The organism is Pseudomonas sp. P5_B3 (assembly GCF_056400405.1).
In genome coordinates this window covers 114645-132352 of sequence record NZ_JBFULI010000001.1, presented here as the reverse complement: position 1 = coordinate 132352, position 17708 = coordinate 114645, and the positions used below count along the sequence as shown (strand labels likewise).

General features: G+C 61.2%; 17 protein-coding genes and 1 pseudogene. 14 read left to right on the top strand and 4 right to left on the bottom strand.

Going from position 1 to position 17708, the window contains the following annotated elements; translation table 11 throughout:
- Nucleotides 1-35: 35 nt before the first annotated feature.
- Nucleotides 36-1430 (bottom strand): argininosuccinate lyase, encoded by a 1395-nt coding sequence (gene argH / locus AC1DRN_RS00635; protein ID WP_223456457.1) that lies wholly within the window; start codon nt 1428-1430, stop codon nt 36-38.
- A gap of 340 nt (nt 1431-1770) precedes the next feature.
- On the opposite strand from argH, the pseudogene AC1DRN_RS00630 reads away from it, so the two are divergent.
- The 8 genes and pseudogenes from AC1DRN_RS00630 to rsd all read left to right on the top strand — a co-directional run.
- Nucleotides 1771-1893 (top strand): annotated as a pseudogene (locus AC1DRN_RS00630) (sensor histidine kinase); the annotation flags it as partial.
- On the top strand, nt 1890-2636 hold the full coding sequence (locus AC1DRN_RS00625) for a LytR/AlgR family response regulator transcription factor (protein WP_223456459.1): 747 nt from the start codon (nt 1890-1892) through the stop codon (nt 2634-2636). The pseudogene AC1DRN_RS00630 and the gene AC1DRN_RS00625, both read left to right, overlap by 4 nt.
- 138 nt (nt 2637-2774) lie before the next feature.
- Nucleotides 2775-3716: a hydroxymethylbilane synthase gene (gene hemC / locus AC1DRN_RS00620; RefSeq protein WP_223456461.1), complete on the top strand. Its 942-nt coding sequence runs from the start codon at nt 2775-2777 to the stop codon at nt 3714-3716.
- Nucleotides 3713-4480: a uroporphyrinogen-III synthase gene (locus AC1DRN_RS00615; RefSeq protein ID WP_223456463.1), complete on the top strand. Its 768-nt coding sequence runs from the start codon at nt 3713-3715 to the stop codon at nt 4478-4480. Before hemC ends, AC1DRN_RS00615 begins: the two co-directional genes overlap by 4 nt.
- A 16-nt stretch (nt 4481-4496) precedes the next feature.
- Nucleotides 4497-5660 carry a uroporphyrinogen-III C-methyltransferase gene (locus AC1DRN_RS00610; protein WP_223456464.1) on the top strand — a complete coding sequence of 388 codons (1164 nt, stop codon included), beginning with the start codon at nt 4497-4499 and terminating at the stop codon, nt 5658-5660.
- On the top strand, nt 5657-6895 hold the full coding sequence (locus AC1DRN_RS00605; RefSeq protein ID WP_223456466.1) for a heme biosynthesis protein HemY: 1239 nt from the start codon (nt 5657-5659) through the stop codon (nt 6893-6895). The genes AC1DRN_RS00610 and AC1DRN_RS00605 overlap by 4 nt, the downstream gene beginning before the upstream one ends.
- 263 nt (nt 6896-7158) lie before the next feature.
- Entirely contained in the window at nt 7159-7710 is a 552-nt protein-coding gene (locus AC1DRN_RS00600; RefSeq protein ID WP_223456469.1) for a disulfide bond formation protein B, read from the top strand.
- Nucleotides 7711-7888: 178 nt separating this feature from the next.
- Complete coding sequence (gene rsd, locus AC1DRN_RS00595) at nt 7889-8347, top strand: sigma D regulator (RefSeq protein ID WP_223456471.1); 459 nt, start codon at nt 7889-7891, stop codon at nt 8345-8347.
- A 60-nt stretch (nt 8348-8407) separates the two neighbouring features.
- On the opposite strand, the gene AC1DRN_RS00590 is transcribed toward rsd, so the two are convergent.
- A complete protein-coding gene (locus AC1DRN_RS00590) occupies nt 8408-9073 on the bottom strand; it encodes an FKBP-type peptidyl-prolyl cis-trans isomerase (protein WP_223456473.1) in 666 nt (221 codons plus the stop codon).
- 192 nt (nt 9074-9265) lie between these two features.
- Between AC1DRN_RS00590 and AC1DRN_RS00585 the strand changes: the two genes are divergently transcribed.
- On the top strand, nt 9266-10393 hold the full coding sequence (locus AC1DRN_RS00585) for an AlgP family protein (RefSeq protein ID WP_223456475.1): 1128 nt from the start codon (nt 9266-9268) through the stop codon (nt 10391-10393).
- Here the strand turns inward: AC1DRN_RS00585 and AC1DRN_RS00580 are convergent.
- The gene (locus AC1DRN_RS00580; protein WP_223456477.1) at nt 10390-10854 is read right to left on the bottom strand and encodes a TIGR02444 family protein; all 465 of its coding nucleotides are present in this window, start codon (nt 10852-10854) and stop codon (nt 10390-10392) included. The genes AC1DRN_RS00585 and AC1DRN_RS00580 overlap by 4 nt on opposite strands.
- Before the next feature lie 50 nt (nt 10855-10904).
- Between AC1DRN_RS00580 and AC1DRN_RS00575 the strand changes: the two genes are divergently transcribed.
- From AC1DRN_RS00575 to AC1DRN_RS00555, 5 genes are all read left to right on the top strand, one after another.
- Complete coding sequence (locus AC1DRN_RS00575; protein ID WP_223456479.1) at nt 10905-12815, top strand: ATP-binding cassette domain-containing protein; 1911 nt, start codon at nt 10905-10907, stop codon at nt 12813-12815.
- Nucleotides 12815-13396, top strand: a complete 582-nt coding sequence (locus AC1DRN_RS00570; RefSeq protein WP_223456481.1) for a mechanosensitive ion channel family protein — start codon at nt 12815-12817, stop codon at nt 13394-13396. The genes AC1DRN_RS00575 and AC1DRN_RS00570 overlap by 1 nt, the downstream gene beginning before the upstream one ends.
- Before the next feature lie 222 nt (nt 13397-13618).
- Nucleotides 13619-14251, top strand: a complete 633-nt coding sequence (gene rhtB, locus AC1DRN_RS00565; RefSeq protein WP_108217186.1) for a homoserine/homoserine lactone efflux protein — start codon at nt 13619-13621, stop codon at nt 14249-14251.
- Between the two features lie 162 nt (nt 14252-14413).
- On the top strand, nt 14414-16312 hold the full coding sequence (locus AC1DRN_RS00560; RefSeq protein WP_223456483.1) for a cytochrome c/FTR1 family iron permease: 1899 nt from the start codon (nt 14414-14416) through the stop codon (nt 16310-16312).
- Nucleotides 16313-16436: 124 nt separating this feature from the next.
- Nucleotides 16437-16892 (top strand): YaiI/YqxD family protein, encoded by a 456-nt coding sequence (locus AC1DRN_RS00555; RefSeq protein WP_223456485.1) that lies wholly within the window; start codon nt 16437-16439, stop codon nt 16890-16892.
- A gap of 133 nt (nt 16893-17025) precedes the next feature.
- Here the strand turns inward: AC1DRN_RS00555 and elbB are convergent, their stop codons facing one another.
- Nucleotides 17026-17694, bottom strand: coding sequence for an isoprenoid biosynthesis glyoxalase ElbB (gene elbB / locus AC1DRN_RS00550; protein ID WP_223456487.1), 669 nt, complete (start codon nt 17692-17694; stop codon nt 17026-17028).
- Nucleotides 17695-17708: the final 14 nt, after the last annotated feature.

Sequence of the window (17708 nt, the reverse complement as noted above, 5' to 3'; positions counted from 1 at the left end):
GGCTCCGGGCGGCGWTCCGACGATGCTTTTGGCTTTTAACGGCTGGCCAGCAACGACTGGCCACGAGCCACGGCAGCCTTCACCTGCGCCGGCGCGGTGCCGCCGATGTGGTTGCGGGCATTGACCGAGCCTTCGAGGGTCAGCACGGCGAACACGTCCTGATCGATCTGGTCGCTGAACTTGCGCAGTTCTTCCAGGCTCATTTCCGCCAGGTCCTTGCCGCTGTCCACACCGTACTTCACGGCATGACCGACAATTTCGTGGCAGTCACGGAATGGCAGGCCGCGACGCACCAGGTAGTCGGCCAGGTCGGTGGCGGTGGAGAACCCGCGCAGCGCCGCTTCGCGCATCATCGCGTGCTTGGGCTTGATCGCCGGAACCATGTCGGCAAAGGCGCGCAGCGAGTCGCGCAGGGTGTCGGCGGCGTCGAACAGTGGTTCCTTGTCTTCCTGGTTGTCCTTGTTATAGGCCAGAGGCTGGCCTTTCATCAGGGTCAGCAGGCCCATCAGCGCACCGAATACGCGACCGGTCTTGCCACGCACGAGCTCCGGCACGTCCGGGTTTTTCTTTTGCGGCATGATCGAGCTGCCAGTGCAGAAGCGGTCGGGCAGATCGATGAACTGGAATTGCGCGCTGGTCCACAGCACCAGCTCTTCGGAGAAGCGCGACAGGTGCATCATCGCGATGCTGGCGGCCGAACAGAATTCGATGGCGAAATCGCGATCGGAGACGTTATCCAGCGAATTGCCGCCAACCGCGTCGAAGCCCAGCAGTTGGGCGGTGTACTCACGATCGATCGGATAGGTAGTGCCGGCCAGCGCGGCGCTGCCCAGCGGCATACGGTTGGTGCGCTTGCGGCAGTCGACCAGGCGTTCGTAGTCGCGGCTGAGCATTTCGAACCAGGCCAGCATGTGGTGCCCGAACGTCACTGGCTGTGCAGTCTGCAGGTGGGTGAACCCCGGCATGATGCTGGCGGCTTCGCGCTCGGCCTGCTCCAGCAGGCCTTTTTGCAGGCGGGTGATTTCGGCCAGGATCAGGTCGATCTCGTCACGCAGCCACAGACGAATGTCGGTGGCGACCTGATCGTTACGGCTGCGGCCGGTGTGCAGTTTTTTACCGGTCACGCCGATGCGGTCGGTCAGGCGCGCCTCGATGTTCATGTGGACGTCTTCGAGGTCGATGCGCCAGTCGAACTGACCGGCCTCGATTTCGCCCTGGATGGTCTTCAGGCCATCGATGATGCTGTCGCGCTCGGCATCGGTCAGCACGCCGACCTTGGCCAGCATGGTGGCGTGGGCAATCGAGCCCATGATGTCGTGGCGATACAGGCGCTGGTCGAAGGTGACGGAGGCGGTGAAGCGGGCGACGAAGGCGTCGACGGGTTCACTGAAGCGGCCGCCCCAGGACTGATTGGTCTTGTCAGTGCTCATGAATTCGCTCGTATCGGCTTGAAGTAGGAAGGCGTGGAACGCTGGCGCGGATAATAACAGGGTTGCCAATCCTGTCGCTGACGCTGGTCGACAGGTTTTTTTTGGGGACGAGTCCAGGCTTGGGCAAGCCCCGCGCATTTTTGCGCAACGATATTTTCCAATTGAGCTGTATCGTCCCGGCAACCGTCTACAGTTGGACAGTAGGATCAGCGCACTTTTCGTTGCAGCCGCTGATTATAAAAAGAGGGGGGTGTTCAGATTGCGTAACAACAAACCCTGTGGCGATGTATCGCCAATGCGGGCCTGGGCCGCCAATCGCCCGGCAGATGAAAATTTAGCCGCCGGACCAGCGGCACTTTTTGACGCTCGCGCTAGTCTTAGCGTGGATCGCGGTGACGGACGTCACTTCACCTGTCTACGCTATCCTTGTGCGAGACTCACGCAGGAATCCAGCGCAATATGAATGTCCTGATCGTTGATGACGAACCCTTGGCCCGCGAGCGCCTGAGCCGAATGGTTGGCGAACTCGAGGGATACAGTGTCCTGGAGCCTAGTGCCACGAATGGCGAAGAGGCGTTGGCACTGATCGACAGCCACAAACCGGATATCGTGCTGCTTGATATCCGCATGCCCGGCCTCGATGGCCTGCAAGTGGCTGCGCGGTTGTGCGAACGTGAAACCCCTCCCGCCGTGGTGTTCTGCGCCGGGCCCGATGAATTTGCCGTGGAAGCCTTACAGGCCAGCGCCGTAGGCTATCTGGTGAAACCTGTGAGAACTGAACAATTACATGACGCATTAAAGAGAGCCGAGCGCCCCAATCGTGCCCAGCTCGCCGCCCTGACCCGCCCTGCTGCCGAAAGCGGCAACGGACCGCGCAGCCATATCAGCGCCCGAACCCGTAAAGGGATCGAGCTGATTCCGCTGGATCAGGTGGTGTATTTCATTGCCGACCACAAATACGTGACCTTGCGCCACGAAGGCGGCGAAGTGCTACTCGATGAGCCGCTCAAGGCCCTCGAAGACGAATTCGGTGACCGTTTCGTGCGTATCCATCGCAATGCACTGGTCGCCCGCGAGCGTATCGAGCGACTGCAGCGCACCCCCTTGGGACATTTTCAGCTGTTTCTCAAAGGTCTCAACGGTGATGCACTGATCGTCAGCCGGCGCCATGTGGCTGGCGTACGCAAAATGATGCAACAGCTTTAAACAGCTGTTCGCAGGCGAATTTCACACCCGATTGCCGGACATCCGGGGCCAGGGAGGCCGAGTAGTATCTGATACAAGTCAAAGTGGATTTGGCTGAGATGTTATTATCCGCCGTATCTATTCAGTACGGATTGATCCATGTCCTCTCGTCAGATCCGCATCGCCACCCGCAAAAGCGCTCTCGCCCTGTGGCAGGCCGAATACGTCAAAGCCCGTCTTGAAGTGGCGCATCCGGGCCTGCTGGTCACCCTCGTCCCCATGGTCAGCCGTGGTGACAAGCTGCTTGACTCACCGCTGTCGAAAATCGGTGGCAAGGGCCTGTTCGTCAAGGAGCTCGAAACCGCGCTGCTGGACAATGAAGCCGACATCGCCGTGCACTCCATGAAAGATGTGCCGATGGACTTCCCCGAAGGCCTTGGTCTGTTCTGCATCTGCGAGCGGGAAGACCCGCGCGATGCGTTCGTTTCCAACACCTACGCCAGCCTGGATGAGTTGCCCCGGGGCAGCATCGTCGGCACTTCCAGCCTGCGCCGCCAAGCTCAATTGCTGACCCATCGTCCGGACCTGGAAATCCGCTTCCTGCGCGGCAACGTCAACACTCGCCTGGCCAAGCTCGATGCCGGCGAATACGACGCCATCATCCTCGCCGCTGCCGGCCTGATCCGTCTGGGATTTGAAGATCGCATCACCTCGGCCATCAGCGTCGACGACAGCCTTCCAGCCGGTGGCCAGGGCGCGGTGGGTATTGAATGCCGCAGCGCCGACCGTGAAATCCATGCTCTGCTGGCGCCCCTGCATCACCAGGACACCGCCACCCGCGTGACCGCCGAACGTTCTCTCAACAAGCACCTCAATGGTGGCTGCCAGGTGCCGATTGCCTGCTACGCCGTGCTGGAAGGTGAGCAGCTGTGGTTGCGCGGGCTGGTGGGCGATCCAAATGGTGGTCTGCTGCTCAGCGCAGAGGCCCGCGCTCCTCGCGGCGATGCCGAAGCGCTGGGTGTGCGGGTGGCCGAAGACCTTCTCAGCCAGGGGGCCGACGCCATACTCAAAGCGGTCTATGGCGAGGCTGGTCACGAGTGATCGGCTGGCGCTTGCTGCTGACGCGTCCCGCCGATGAGTCGGCGGCGCTGAGCAGTCTTTTGGCTGAGCAGGGGATATTCAGTAACAGTCTGCCGCTTTTGGACATCATGCCGATTGCGGTCACTGACACAATGCGCCAGGTGATTCTGGCGCTGGACCAGTTCTGCGCGGTCATTGTGGTCAGCAAGCCAGCCGCCCGGATCGGCGTCGATCTGCTCCAGCGATATTGGCCAGTGCCCCCCGGTGTGAAGTGGTTCAGCGTCGGCGCGGCGACTGCGCAGATCCTCGAGGATCACGGATTGGACGTGAGCTTCCCGGCAGAGGGCGATGACAGTGAAGCCTTGCTCGAATTTTCCCGACTACGCGAGGCTATCGCACATCCCGATGCGCGAGTGTTGATCCTGCGCGGGGAGGGCGGGCGCGAGTTGCTGGCGGAGCGTTTGCGTGAGCTTGGTGCTAGTGTCGAGTATCTGGAGCTGTACCGCCGGGCATTGCCGATTTACCCGCCGACACTGCTGCTGCAACGGATCCAGGCGGAACGCCTGAACGGGCTGGTGGTCAGCAGTGGACAAGGTTTTGAGCACCTGCATCAATTGGCCGGCGACGCCTGGCCGCAGTTGGCGCGGTTGCCGTTGTTTGTACCGAGCCCCAGGGTTGCCGAAATGGCGCGTGCCGCCGGGGCCAAAACAGTTGTGGATTGTCGCGGCGCCAGTGCCGCGGCCTTGCTGACGGCGTTACGGGAGCATCCCGTACCCGTTTTCTAATGCAAAGGATGGATACGTGAGCGAAACAGCCTTGCCTAAAGATGACTCGCGACCGGTGCTTGATGCACCTGTTGATGCCCCTGTTGATAAAATGCCGCCACCACCACCTGCCGCCGAGCAGCGTCGAGGCAATGGTCTGGCAGTCATCGCGCTGCTGTTGGGTGCGGCCGGTGTCGCGGTGGGCGGTTGGGGTGTCTGGCAGGTGCGTCACCTGCAAGCCAATAATCAGCAGCAACTGAGCCAGGTGCAGGCGCTGAATGACCAGGCGCAAAACCTCAAACTCAATGAGGAGCGCCTGAGCGCACGCCTGGCGCAATTACCTCCCGCCGATGAACTGGAAGCACGTAGCCGTCTGGTCATTCAGTTGCAAGGTGATCAGCAGCGGTTGAACCAGCGCCTGGAAACCATACTCGGTGCCAGTCGCAAGGACTGGCGTCTGGCCGAGGCGGAGCACCTGCTGCGTCTGGCCAGCCTGCGACTGTCCGCCTTGCAGGACATCAGCAGCGCCCAAGCGCTGGTCCAGGGTGCCGACGAGATTCTGCGCGAGCAGAACGACCCAGGCGCCTTTGCTGCTCGCGAGCAGGTGGCCAGGACCCTGATTGCCTTGCGCAGTACCGAACAACCGGATCGCACCGGGCTGTTCCTGCGTCTGGGCGCGCTGCGCGATCAAGTGGCCAGTCTCACCGAGCTGGCGCCGGAGTACAAGGACCGTGGCGATTCGTTGCTGGGCCTGACCGCCGATGGCGACGGTGCCAGTCGCTGGGCGCAATGGTGGGATCAGATTTCGCGCTACATCCGTATCGATTTCAATGCTGACAAAAACGTTCGTCCATTGCTGGCCGGCCAGAGCCTGAGTCAGGTACGCCTGGCCCTGAGCCTGGCGCTGGAGCAAGCGCAGTGGGCCGCACTCAATGGCCAGGCGGCGGTTTACTCCCAAGTGCTGGACGAAGCGCGGGACATCCTCAAGGGCAACTTCAACCCGGACAACGCACAAAGCAAAGTGATGCTTGAGCAGGTGGCCGAGTTGAGCAAGCAACCCGTCACCGTAGTCACACCAGATATGACCGGCACCCTGAGCGCGGTGCAGGGGTATCTGGAACGGCGCAACGTCAACGCCGAGGACTCGGTCAAGCCAATGGCCAGGCCTGCCGCGAACGCTACGCCGGAGGCCACGCCATGAGACGCCTCTATGTGATCGTGTTCCTTGTGATCGCCGCTGCCGCTGCGCTGGGGCTGGCGATTGCCGAACACTCCGGTTACGTGCTGATTGCCTACAAGACCTTCCGCTATGAGTCGAGCCTGTGGGCTACTTTGGCGCTGGTGGCTGTGCTCTGGCTGGTTTTCTGGGGCATCAAGTCGCTGGTCGAACTGGTGATGGCTTCCAGTGGCGTGGTCAATCCGTGGTCGCGGCGTAACCGCAGTCGTCGGGTGCAGGTGGCGATCGAGCACGGTCAACTGGACCTGGCCGAGGGTCGCTGGGCCAGTGCGCAACGTCACTTGCATCGGGCCGCCGAAGCCGAGCGCCAGCCGCTGCTTTACTACCTCGGTGCGGCCCGTGCCGCGAACGAACAAGGCAATTACGAAGAAAGCGACAACTTGCTGGAGCGCGCCCTGGAGCGTCAGCCTCAGGCCGAGTTGGCTATCGCCTTGAGCCACGCTCAGTTGCAGACCGATCGCGGTGATACCGAAGGTGCCCTCGCCACCCTGCAAGCCATGCGTGAACGCCATCCTCATAACGCACAGACCCTGCGGCAGTTGCAGCGCTTGCTTGAGCAGCGTGGTGACTGGTCGGCAGTGATTCGCCTGCTGCCGGAGCTGCGCAAAGACAAAATCCTGCCGGCGGCCGAGCTCGCCGAGCTGGAGCGTCGGGCCTGGGGGGCGAACCTGTCTCTGGCAGCGCAACGGGAAGAAGACGGAACGGTGGGGCAGCAATCGCTCGAACGTGCCTGGCAACAACTGACCTCGGCACAGCGTCAGGAGCCGCAACTGGTGCTCGCGTATGCCGAACAACTGCGGCAATTGGGGGCTCAGGTCGAGGCCGAAGAAGTGCTGCGTACCGCTCTCAAACGCAGCTACGACAGTCATCTGGCACGACTCTACGGACTGGTTCGCGGCAATGATCCGGCCCGCCAGTTGCAGGCTGCCGAAGGCTGGCTCAAGGACCATCCGGCTGATCCGGGCCTGCTGCTGACACTGGGTCGTCTATGCCTGCAAAACAGTTTGTGGGGCAAGGCCCGGGACTATCTGGAAAGCAGCCTGCGTGTACAACGCAATCCGGAAGCCTGTGCGGAACTGGCGCGCTTGCTGGCGCAAATGGGCGATACCGAGCGCAGCAACCAGCTGTTTCAGGAAGGCTTGGGGTTATTGGATGAACGCTTGCTCGCGGCCCCTCTGCCAGTGCCAGCCCGCGCTTGACCCGTTCGCTGGCGCCAGGTTCCGGCGTCTGAGCGATGACCTGCGGCGAAGGAGCGATCGTCCTCGCCGCAGTGCGATGATGAGTTGAAATTCAGTTGCCGCATCTCGTCGCAGGCAAAGTCCTACAGAGGACTACACTTTATCCTCTCGTCTGCGTCGGGATTTCCCTACACCTGTGCTGAAGTCTCTGTGGGCACTTGCCTTGTAAGGCCGTCGCGCTTTCCTCTACCGTAATGGTCTGTCACTACTTTTACGGAAAAGCCATGTCTTTGGCCTGCTCACGTTCCTTGTTTTTCATGGCCTTCATTGCGGGCGCTCTGGCGATGGGCGTTTCCTACTACCTGGAATATGCAGTCGGCCTGCGGCCTTGTGGATTGTGTCTGTTGCAACGGTTTTGCATGGCGCTCTTTGCCGGTGTCTGCCTGTTGGCTTCGGTCCATGGCCCTGGTCGCATCGGAAACGTTCTGTATTGGCTGCTCAGTCTTTGTTGCAGTCTCGCCGGCACTGTCACCGCGTGGCGACAGGTCCTGCTGCAAAGCCTTCCGACGGAACAGACAGCGGCGTGCTCGACCCATCTGGCGGACCTGTTGGCCAGTTCTCCGTGGCTATCCGTCGTACAACAAATGTTCAAGGGCGCTGCCGACTGTGTGGAAATTTCCTGGACGCTGTTCGATCTGAGTCTCACCGAGTGGAGCCTGTTGTTCTTCGTCGCGATGATGATTCTGGCCGTTTACCAGTCGTTGCGACTGGTCTGGATCAGCGATCAACGACCACTCAGCGGCGAGTCGTCGCACCGGGCCTTTGCGGGCGATTAAACACTTGTATGAACTTTATCGCCTGCGTACCTTGAAGCCAGTGTCGTGCGGGCATAATCTGGCCCGCACGTGTCATTGGAATTATGTTGCTCGATGACGCTCTGCCTGAAATCGCCCCCGACGTAACAAGAGGGCGACGGGCATAGAGCAGCTGACCCACAAGGGAAGAGAGATCACCATGCTCGAAAGTTGTCAGAATGCTCAGGAACGCTGGGGTGGAGTGCACCTGCTGATCGATCGCTGGTTGCAGGAGCGCAAGGAGCTGATCGATGCATACGACAAGCTCGGTGCCGATCCAGAGGCACTGTCCACGAATCGCAAGCCCTTGCAGGAATTCTGCGGCGTGCTGGTCGATTACGTGTCAGCCGGCCACTTTGAGATCTACGAACAACTTACCGGGGAAGCCAAGGCTTTCAACGACAAGCGTGGTCTTGAACTCGCGGAGACGATCTACCCGCGTATCGACGTAATTACCGAGAAGCTACTGGCGTTCAATGACCTGTGCGATGAGGGCAAATGCGTCGCCGAGAAGTTCAAGGAACTGGGTGGCCTGTTGCACGAACGCTTCGAACTGGAAGATTGCCTGATCGAAGTGCTGCACACGGCTCACAAGGAAACCGATCCGGTTCAGGCCTGAAGCACTTCCTGCAAGACCCCGAAACGGCGTGCCAAGGCACGCCGTTTTTCATTTCCGCTGTCAGCTGGTTGCACCACGCAATTCAACCTCGAACACCAATGGAGTGAACGGTGCGATCACGTCGCCGGCACCGTCGGCGCCATAGGCCTGAGCCGATGGAATCACCAGTCGCCATTTCGCCCCGACCGGCATGTTTTGCAATGCACTGCGCCATCCGGCGATCACGCTGTCGAGACTGAACCATTGTGGCTGGCTGTTCTGATCGAACACTGTGCCGTCGGGCAAGCGACCGATGTACAGCACCTGCACTTTGCCGTTCGGTCCGGCCTTGGCGCCAGTGCCTGGCGTCAACTCCTTGAGCAACACACCATCAGCCAGTTCGCGCACGCCGGGCTTGGCCTTTTCTGTGGCGAGAAAACGCTGTTCCTTTTCCAGTGCCATTTCGCTTTGCGGCTCGGCTGACTGCATGGCGATCCGGGCTTCGTGCTCGGTCAATATCTGCTGGATCTGCTCGTCCTTCAGCGCCAGCGGTTTGCCCTGATAGGCCTGCTGCAATCCTTCGACCAGTGCCTTGAGTTGCAGGTCGGGAGCCTCCTGGCGCAAGCGTTCGCCAAGGCTCGCACCCAAGCTGTATGCGAGATCGTGGGCTTCATTTTCCTGCGTTGTTGCGGCGGCTTGGGCCACCGAAAAAAACACACACAGAGATAAAAAAAGGCAGCGCGACATGGGCATTCTCCGACCTGAATTGCGGGCGATTATGCCAGTGAGAATGCGCGCAACGGTGAACTGCTTTTGCGTCGCGGCAGAAGTTTTTCGATCCTTTGCAACGCGGGGCTTTCGATAGTGTCAACATGCCCTAGCGGCGGTTGCAGCAGAGGTCTAGTATGAGCCGCACTCACTTCAGCCAGGAGGTAAACCATGTCGGCCACCAAGAAGCCAGTAAACACTCCATTGCACCTGCTCCAACAACTATCGAGCAGCCTGCTCGAGCATCTGGAAACCGCTTGTTCCGAAGCCTTGGCTGATGCTGAAAAACTGCTCGCCAAACTGGAAAAGCAGCGCGGAAAAGCGCAAGAAAAACTGCACAAATCCCGTACCAAATTGCAGGACGCTGCGGCGGCCGGAAAAGCCAAGGCACAAGCCAAGGCCAAGGACGCAGTGGCCGACCTTGAAGAGCTGCTCGATGCCCTCAAGGATCGTCAATCGGAAACCCGCGGCTACATTCTGCAACTCAAGCGCGATGCTCAGGAAAGCCTGAAACTGGCCCAGGGCGTCGGTCGTGTACAAGAGGCTGTCGGCAAGGCGTTGTCCCTGCGTGCAGCCAAACCTGCTGCGGCACCTGCGAAGAAAGCCGCTGCCAAACCGGCTGCTGCAAAAGCACCGGCCAAGCCTGCTGCCGCAAAACCGGCAGCTGCCAAACCAGTAGCGAAAACTGCCGCAGCCAGACCTGCTGCAAAACCGGCTGCGAGAAAACCGGCTGCTGCCAGCACCGCAAAACCTGCGGCTAAAACCACGGCTGCCAAACCAGCCGCTGCACGACCTGCCGCTGCAAAAGCCGCTGCTGCCAAACCAGCTGTGGCTAGAACCGCCGCCGCTAAACCGGCTGCAAAACCAACTGCAAAACCGGCCGCTAAACCGGCAGCCCGGACCGCTGCGGCGAAACCTGCTGCCAAGCCGGCCGCCAAACCCGTCGCTGCAAAACCAGCAGCCAAGCCAGCGGCAAAACCTGCTGTAAAAGCGGCTGCCAAACCTGCTGTTAAACCAGCCGCAAAACCAGCTGCAGCGAAACCAGCAGCTGTCGCCAAGCCAGCCGCTGCCAAACCAGCTGCGGCCAAGCCCGCTGCAAAACCAGCGGCCAAACCCGCTGCAAAACCTGCAGTGAAAAAGCCGGTTGCCGCCAAACCAGCCACCGCACCGGTTGCCAAGCCAGTCGCTCCGGCTGCGTCAGCAGCACCTGCTCCGGCAGCCACTACCTCGACAGTCGCGCCAGCACCTACGCCGACCGCAACTTCGAGCGCTGTAACCACCCCAACCAGCGCTTCCTAAGTGCCGGTTACCGCGACGCGCAGCTGATGCAGCGCGTCGCGGTGCAGGTGGGCGACCTCAGTCGTCGCACCTTCCAGCCAGGCCGATAGATCGGTCTCGGCACCTTGCGGCCAACTCTGCGCCGCTCTCTCCAGCCGCAACAACAGATGCCGTTCGGCTTCCAGCTCCAGCGCCTTCACTTGTTCACGCAGGGTATGCAAATCAGTGTCTGCCGTGGCCGCGGCCTTCCATTGTGTGCGCAAGGCGCGTAACGGCCGCACGACATCGGTGTCCCACGAGACGGCCACGCTGCGTAGTTGCTGCAAGCGCTGCTCATCGCAGGCCACGCCTCGTTGTCCCAGCCACGCACAACACAGCAACAGGCACACATTGACCCCCGCCGACTGCAATTGCAGGCATGCCTGCTCAACGCCCGGGCGGGCGTAAATGGTCAGGGAAAAGCTCCACAGGTCAGAGGACATAGTGCTACTCGCGCCAGTTGCGAGCGAAGCTGGTAGACTCCGCCGCCATTATGATTCGACTTCAGAACCTGACTTTACAGCGTGGCCCGCAACGTCTGCTAGAAGACGCCGAGCTGACCCTGCACGCCGGCCACAAAGCCGGTCTCATCGGTGCCAACGGCGCCGGCAAATCGAGCCTGTTCGCCTTGCTTCGGGGCGAGCTGCACCCGGACTCGGGTGATTGCTTCCTGCCGGCCGACTGGCGTATCGCCCACATGCGCCAGGAGGTCGACACCCTCGAACGCCTGGCGGTCGACTACGTGCTCGATGGCGACCTGCGCCTGCGCCAGGTGCAACGCGACCTGGCGGCAGCCGAAGCGGCCCATGACGGTGCCGCACAGGCCCGCCTGCACTCCGAACTCGACAGCGCCGACGGTTACACCGCCGACGCCCGGGCGCGCAAGTTGCTGGCCGGTCTCGGGTTCACCAACGAGCAGATGGATCGTCAGGTCGGGGATTTCTCCGGTGGCTGGCGGATGCGCCTGAACCTGGCGCAGGCCTTGATGTGCCCATCGGACCTGCTGCTGCTCGACGAACCGACCAACCACCTGGATCTCGACGCCATCATCTGGCTTGAGGAATGGCTCAAGAGCTATCCGGGCACCTTGATGCTGATTTCCCACGACCGCGACTTCCTCGATGCCGTGGTCGATCACGTGGCCCACGTCGATCAGCGCAAGATCACCCTGTACCGCGGTGGCTACAGCGCCTTCGAGCGCGCCCGTGCCGAACGCCTGGCCCAGCAACAGCAGGCGTACGAGAAGCAGCAGGTGCAACGTGCGCACATGGAAAGCTACATCGCCCGCTTCAAGGCCCAGGCCACCAAGGCCCGTCAGGCCCAGAGCCGGATCAAGGCGCTGGAGCGGATGGAAGAGCTGACCGCTGCCCACGTCGATTCGCCGTTCGACTTCGTCTTTCGTGAATCGCAGAAAATCTCCAGCCCGCTGATCGACCTGTCCGATGCCCGCCTGGGTTACGGCGACAAAGCCGTGCTGGAGAAGGTCAAGCTACAGCTGACCCCGGGTGCGCGAATCGGTCTGCTCGGCCCGAACGGCGCCGGTAAGTCGACCCTGATCAAGAACCTTGCCGGTGAGCTCTCGCCATTGGCCGGCCGCTTGACCCGTGGCGAGAACACCGTGGTCGGTTACTTCGCCCAGCATCAGCTCGACTCTCTGGATTCCAAGGCCAGCCCGTTGCTGCACCTGCAGCGCCTGGCACCGACCGAGCGCGAGCAGACCTTGCGCGATTTCCTCGGCGGCTTCGACTTCCGTGGTGCGCGAATCGACGAGCCGGTGTTGAATTTCTCTGGTGGCGAGAAGGCGCGTCTGGCTTTGGCATTAATTGCCTGGGACCGGCCGAACCTGCTGCTGCTCGACGAACCGACCAACCATCTGGACCTGGAAATGCGTCTGGCGCTGACCATGGCCCTGCAGGAATTCAGCGGTGCGGTACTGGTGGTCTCCCACGACCGGCATTTGCTCAAAAGCACCACCGACAATTTCTATCTGGTGGCGGACGGCAAGGTCGAGGAGTTCGACGGTGACCTGGAGGACTACACCCGTTGGCTGGTGGACTACCGTCAGCGCAATGCCCCGGTCAGCAACACCCCGGTCAACCCGGACAAGACCGACAAGAAAGCCCAGCGTCAGGCCGCTGCTGCGTTGCGCCAGCAACTGGCGCCGCACAAGCGTGAAGCTGACAAGCTTGAAACCGAGCTGGGCAAGCTCCACGAAAAGCTGGCGAAAATCGATGCCAGCCTCGGCGACAGTGACATCTACGAACCGGCACGCAAGAACGACTTGCGTGATCTGCTGGCCGAACAGGCCAAACTGAAGGTGCGTGAGGCGCAACTGGAAGAAGCGTGGATGGAAGCCCTGGAATTGCTGGAAAGCATGCAGGCGGAGCTGGAGGCGCTGTCCTGATGGACGCCTTCAAGCTGCCGCTGCCGGCGGTGTGGGCCGAGCCGATCTGGCTTGGCGTGCAAATCCTGCTGATCCTGCTCGCCGGTTACTTCGCCCAGCGCTTTGTTGCCAAATGCCTGACTCGTCTCGGTGAGCGCTACCCGTTTCCGCCGCAGTTGCTGATGCCGCTGCGCGGGGGCCTGCGCTGGCTGATCATGGGCAGTGCGCTGATTTTCGTCCTGGAGCGACTCGGTGTATCGGCCACGGTGCTCTGGACCGCGTTGTCCGGTTTCGTTGCGGTCGCGGCGGTGGCGTTTTTCGCCATGTGGAGCGTGCTGTCGAACCTGCTGTGCGCGATCCTGATCTTTACCGTCGGCCCGTTCCGCATCGGCGACGTGGTCGAGCTGGTGGACACCACCGACAAGCCTGGCGTCAAAGGTCGGGTGGTGGCGATCAATCTGCTCTACACCACGTTGATCGAGGCAGAAGAGCTGGGTACTGGCAGCACCATGGTGCAAGTGCCCAACAGTTTGTTCTTCCAGCGTTCTGTTCGGCGCTGGCGCGGGACGGATGTGTTTCCTTCCAGCGGGTTTGAGAAGTAAGCCTTCTGTTGCCTGATACACCGCCATCGCGAGCAAGCTCTCTCCCACATTGTTTTGTGTAGCACCCGGATATTGCGTCCGCAGCAGATCCCTGTGGGAGCGAGCTTGCTCGCGATGGGGGCCTCAAGTCAGCAGTCGCCATGTCCTGCAAAAAATCGGTAGTCATCGGCCCAAAGCCGCATTAGCTTAGACATCTGTCACGAGTCTGAGTCGAGGTGTGAAATGGAGCTTCAAACATGGCTGGCGTTTTTTGCCGCTTGCTGGGTGATCAGCCTGTCCCCCGGTGCCGGCGCCATTGCGTCGATGTCCAGCGGTCTGCAATACGGATTCTGGCGCGGCTACTGGAACGCCCTGGGTCTGCAATTGGGTCTTGCAGTGCAGATCGCCATTGTCGGCGCCGGTGTGGGCGCGATTCTGACGGCGTCGGCCACAGCCTTCTATGCGATCAAATGGTTCGGCGTGGCGTACCTGGTCTACCTCGCGATCAAGCAATGGCGTGCGCTGCCCAGCGATATGAGCGATGACGCGGCGGTGCGACAGATCGGCAAGCCTCTGGCGCTGGTGTTCCGTGGTTTCCTGGTGAACATCAGTAACCCCAAGGCGCTGGTGTTCATGCTGGCGGTGTTGCCGCAGTTCATCGACCCCCATGCTCCACTGCTGATTCAGTATCTGGTGATCGGCGTGACCATGATCTGCGTCGACTTGATCGTCATGGCGGGCTACACCGGTCTGGCGTCCAGGGTGCTGCGTCTGCTGCGCACACCGAAACAGCAAAAACGCATGAATCGGACCTTTGCCGGACTATTCATCGGTGCGGCAGCATTCATGGCGACGCTGCGCAAAGCTGCGATCTAAGCCCGCGGAAATCCAGGAGGGCGACCCATGAGGTCGCCTTTTTCATTGGTGTATCAATACCTTGGAGAGCCCGTGATTTCACCGGAAGTCCCGACAATGCTTGAGCGAAACCCGTTGGGCGTTAACAATATGTAACTTCGTTTTTCCAACTGAGATTCATTCATGATTGCCCCCTCCCGTTTGCTGGCCTGGTTGCTGCTGCCGCTGTTCGCGGCGTGCAGCGTTCAACTGCTGGCCGCCCCCGCCGAAGGTGCGCCGCAGGCGCTGCACTTGCTCGATTACATCGGCGCGGATTACCCGGACACGGTGCAGGCGGGCAGCATCACGGACCAGGCCGGATTTCGCGCGCAGCAAGAATCGGTCAAGACGCTGGAAAGTCTGATTGAAGCCCTGCCAGCCAAACCGGAAAAGACGGTGCTGGAGCAAAGCCTGACCGCGTTGGGTAACTCCATCAGTACCCGTCAGGACGGTGCCGACGTCACTCGCCAGGCTCGGCAACTGGGCGCGAAGCTGGCCGTGGCCTATGAAGTCAGCCAGGCCCCGGTCATTACGCCAGATCCGTCGCGTGGGGCGCCGCTGTACGCTCAGCATTGCTCGGTCTGCCATGGCGATTCAGGGGCCGGCGACGGCCCGGCGGGTGTCGGCATGACGCCACCGCCATCAAATCTGCGCGATACCAGACGACTGGATCGGCTGAGCCTCTACGCGATCTACAGCACCTTGGGCCAGGGTGTCGAAGGGACTGACATGCCGGCCTTTGCCGATCAACTCGATGATCGTCAGCGTTGGGACCTTGCCACCTATATCGCCAGCTTCAGTGTTGATCCGGCGACGGCCAAGGCTGAAAAGACCTACAACATTGCCGACCTGGCTCGTCAGACCCCGGCCGAAGTACAGGCCGCCGAAGGCCCGCAAACCGCCGCGACCTTCCGTGCCCAGCGGGCGCAACCGCCGCAGGTCAAGCGTGGCCCGGCACAACTGCTCGACTACACCGCAGCCACTCTGGACAAGAGCATCGCGGCGTATCGTGCCGGTGAGCATGACCAGGCTTATGACTTATCGGTAGCGGCGTACCTGGAAGGCTTTGAACTGATTGAAAGCTCGCTGGACAACGTTGATGCCAACACGCGTAAAGACACTGAAAAATCCCTGATGGCCTACCGTCAGTCGTTGCAGGATGGTCTGCCGGTGAGCGACGTCGAACAGCGCCTGGAAGCGGCCAAGGCCAAGTTGAAGGCATCGGCCGGCCTGCTCGGCAACGACGGTTTGAGCTGGTCGCTGAGTTACATTTCCGGCCTGCTGATTCTGCTACGCGAAGGTCTGGAAGCGATTCTGGTGCTGGCGGCGATCCTGGCTTTCCTGCGCAACACGGGTCAACAGGCGGCGGTGCGCAGCGTCAACGCCGGTTGGGGACTGGCGTTTCTGGCGGGGCTGGGTACCTGGGCGCTGGCAGCCTATGTGATCGATGTCAGCGGTTCGCAGCGCGAATTGCTGGAAGGTGCGACGGCGTTGTTTGCCAGTGTCATGGTGTTGTGGCTGGGCGTGTGGATGCATGACCGTCGTCACGCGGCGGCCTGGCAGGATTACATCAAGACCAGCCTGGTGGGTGGCGGTGGGCGTTTCGGCTTTGCGACCCTGGCGTTTTTCTCGGTGTATCGCGAACTGTTCGAAGTGATTCTGTTCTACGAAACTCTGTGGTTGCAGGCGGGTCCGGCGGGGCATAACGCGGTGCTGGCCGGCGGGGCCACGGCGCTGGTGCTGCTGGTCGGCCTGGCCTGGGTGATTTTGCGCGGTTCGGCGAAGCTGCCGCTGGCGCTGTTCTTCAGCATCAACGCCGGTCTTTTGTGCGCCTTGTCGGTGGTGTTTGCCGGGCATGGCGTGAAAGCGCTGCAAGAAGCCGGGATCTTCGGCACGCGGCCGGTGCCGTTCTTTGATTTCGACTGGCTGGGGATCCATGCCGATGCGTATTCGCTGAGTGCCCAGGCTTTGGCGATCATTGCGATTGTCGTGTTGTATGGTCGTAGCCGGGTGGTTGAGGGGCGGCGGGTGCAGGTTTCCTGAAAAGCATTCGCTTCGCTCACTTTCGCGGGCAAGCCACGCTCCCACATGGGCGATGTGTATCCTGTGGGAGCGTGGCTTGCCCCGGGCGGCGTTCCGACGATGCTTTTCAACAGAGGAAAATTCAATGCGTGTGTGGATCGATGCCGATGCCTGTCCGCGGGCAGCCAAGGATCTGGTGGTGAAGTTCGCCCTCAAACGCCAGTTCGAAGTGGTGCTGGTGGCCGGACAGCCGCAGACCAAACCGGGGCTGGCACTGGTCAAGTTGATCGTGGTGCCGAGCGGTCCGGATGCGGCGGACGATTATCTGGTGGAACACGCGGTGCCCGGTGAGCTGGTGATCTGTAGCGATGTGCCGCTGGCCGATCGTCTGGTGAAGAAGGGCGTGGCGGCGCTCGATCCGCGGGGCAAGGAGTTTGATGCGCAGAACATGGGAGAGCGGCTGGCGGTGCGCAACCTGTTCACCGATTTGCGCGAACAGGGGCAAATGGGCGGTGGACCGGCACCCTTTGGCGAACGTGAGAAGCACGCGTTTGCCAATGCGCTGGACCGGATTCTCACTCGTTTGGCGCGCAAATCTTAAGACCAGTGGTGGACCCTGTGGGAGCGRGCTTGCTCGCGATAGCGGACTTACAGACAACATCAATGTTGAATGTGCTGGCCCCATCGTCGGAACGCCGCCCGGACCAAGCTCGCTCCCACATTTTTGAACCGTGTCAGGCATCGTTTTCGTGGGTCAGTTCGAGCACGCGGTCCACGAGTTTGTTGATGCCGGACGCCACCTCACTGATCGATTGCGCCAGCATGTAAGCCGGTGTGCTCACCAGTTTGCGTGCCTTGTCCTCGACGATGTCACTGACCGCGCAATCGGCATGGGTGGCGCCCATCTTGTTCATCGCGGCAGCGGTGTCGGTGTCATTGCCGATGGTGCAGGTGACGCCGGGGCCGTAGATCTTTGCCGCCAGGGCTGGGGAGATACACATCAACCCCACCGGCTTGCCGGCCTCGGCAAAGGCTTCGGTCAGTGCCAGGACATCCGGTTGAACGGTGCAGCCAGCACCTTCGATGGCGAAGTTGGACAGGTTCTTGGCCGAGCCGAAGCCGCCGGGCACGATCAGCGCATCGAACTCATCGACGTTCGCGTCACGGATATCCTTGATGTTGCCCCGGGCTATCCGTGCCGACTCCACCAGCACGTTGCGCGATTCGGGCATTTCTTCGCCGGTCAGGTGATTGATCACATGCAACTGCGCGATGTTCGGTGCGAAACACTGCACCTGGGCACCGCGCTGGTCCAGACGCAGCAGGGTGATGACGCTCTCGTGGAGCTCGGCGCCGTCGTACACGCCACAACCGGAAAGGATCACTGCAACTTTTTTGCTCATGGGCTTTTCTCCAG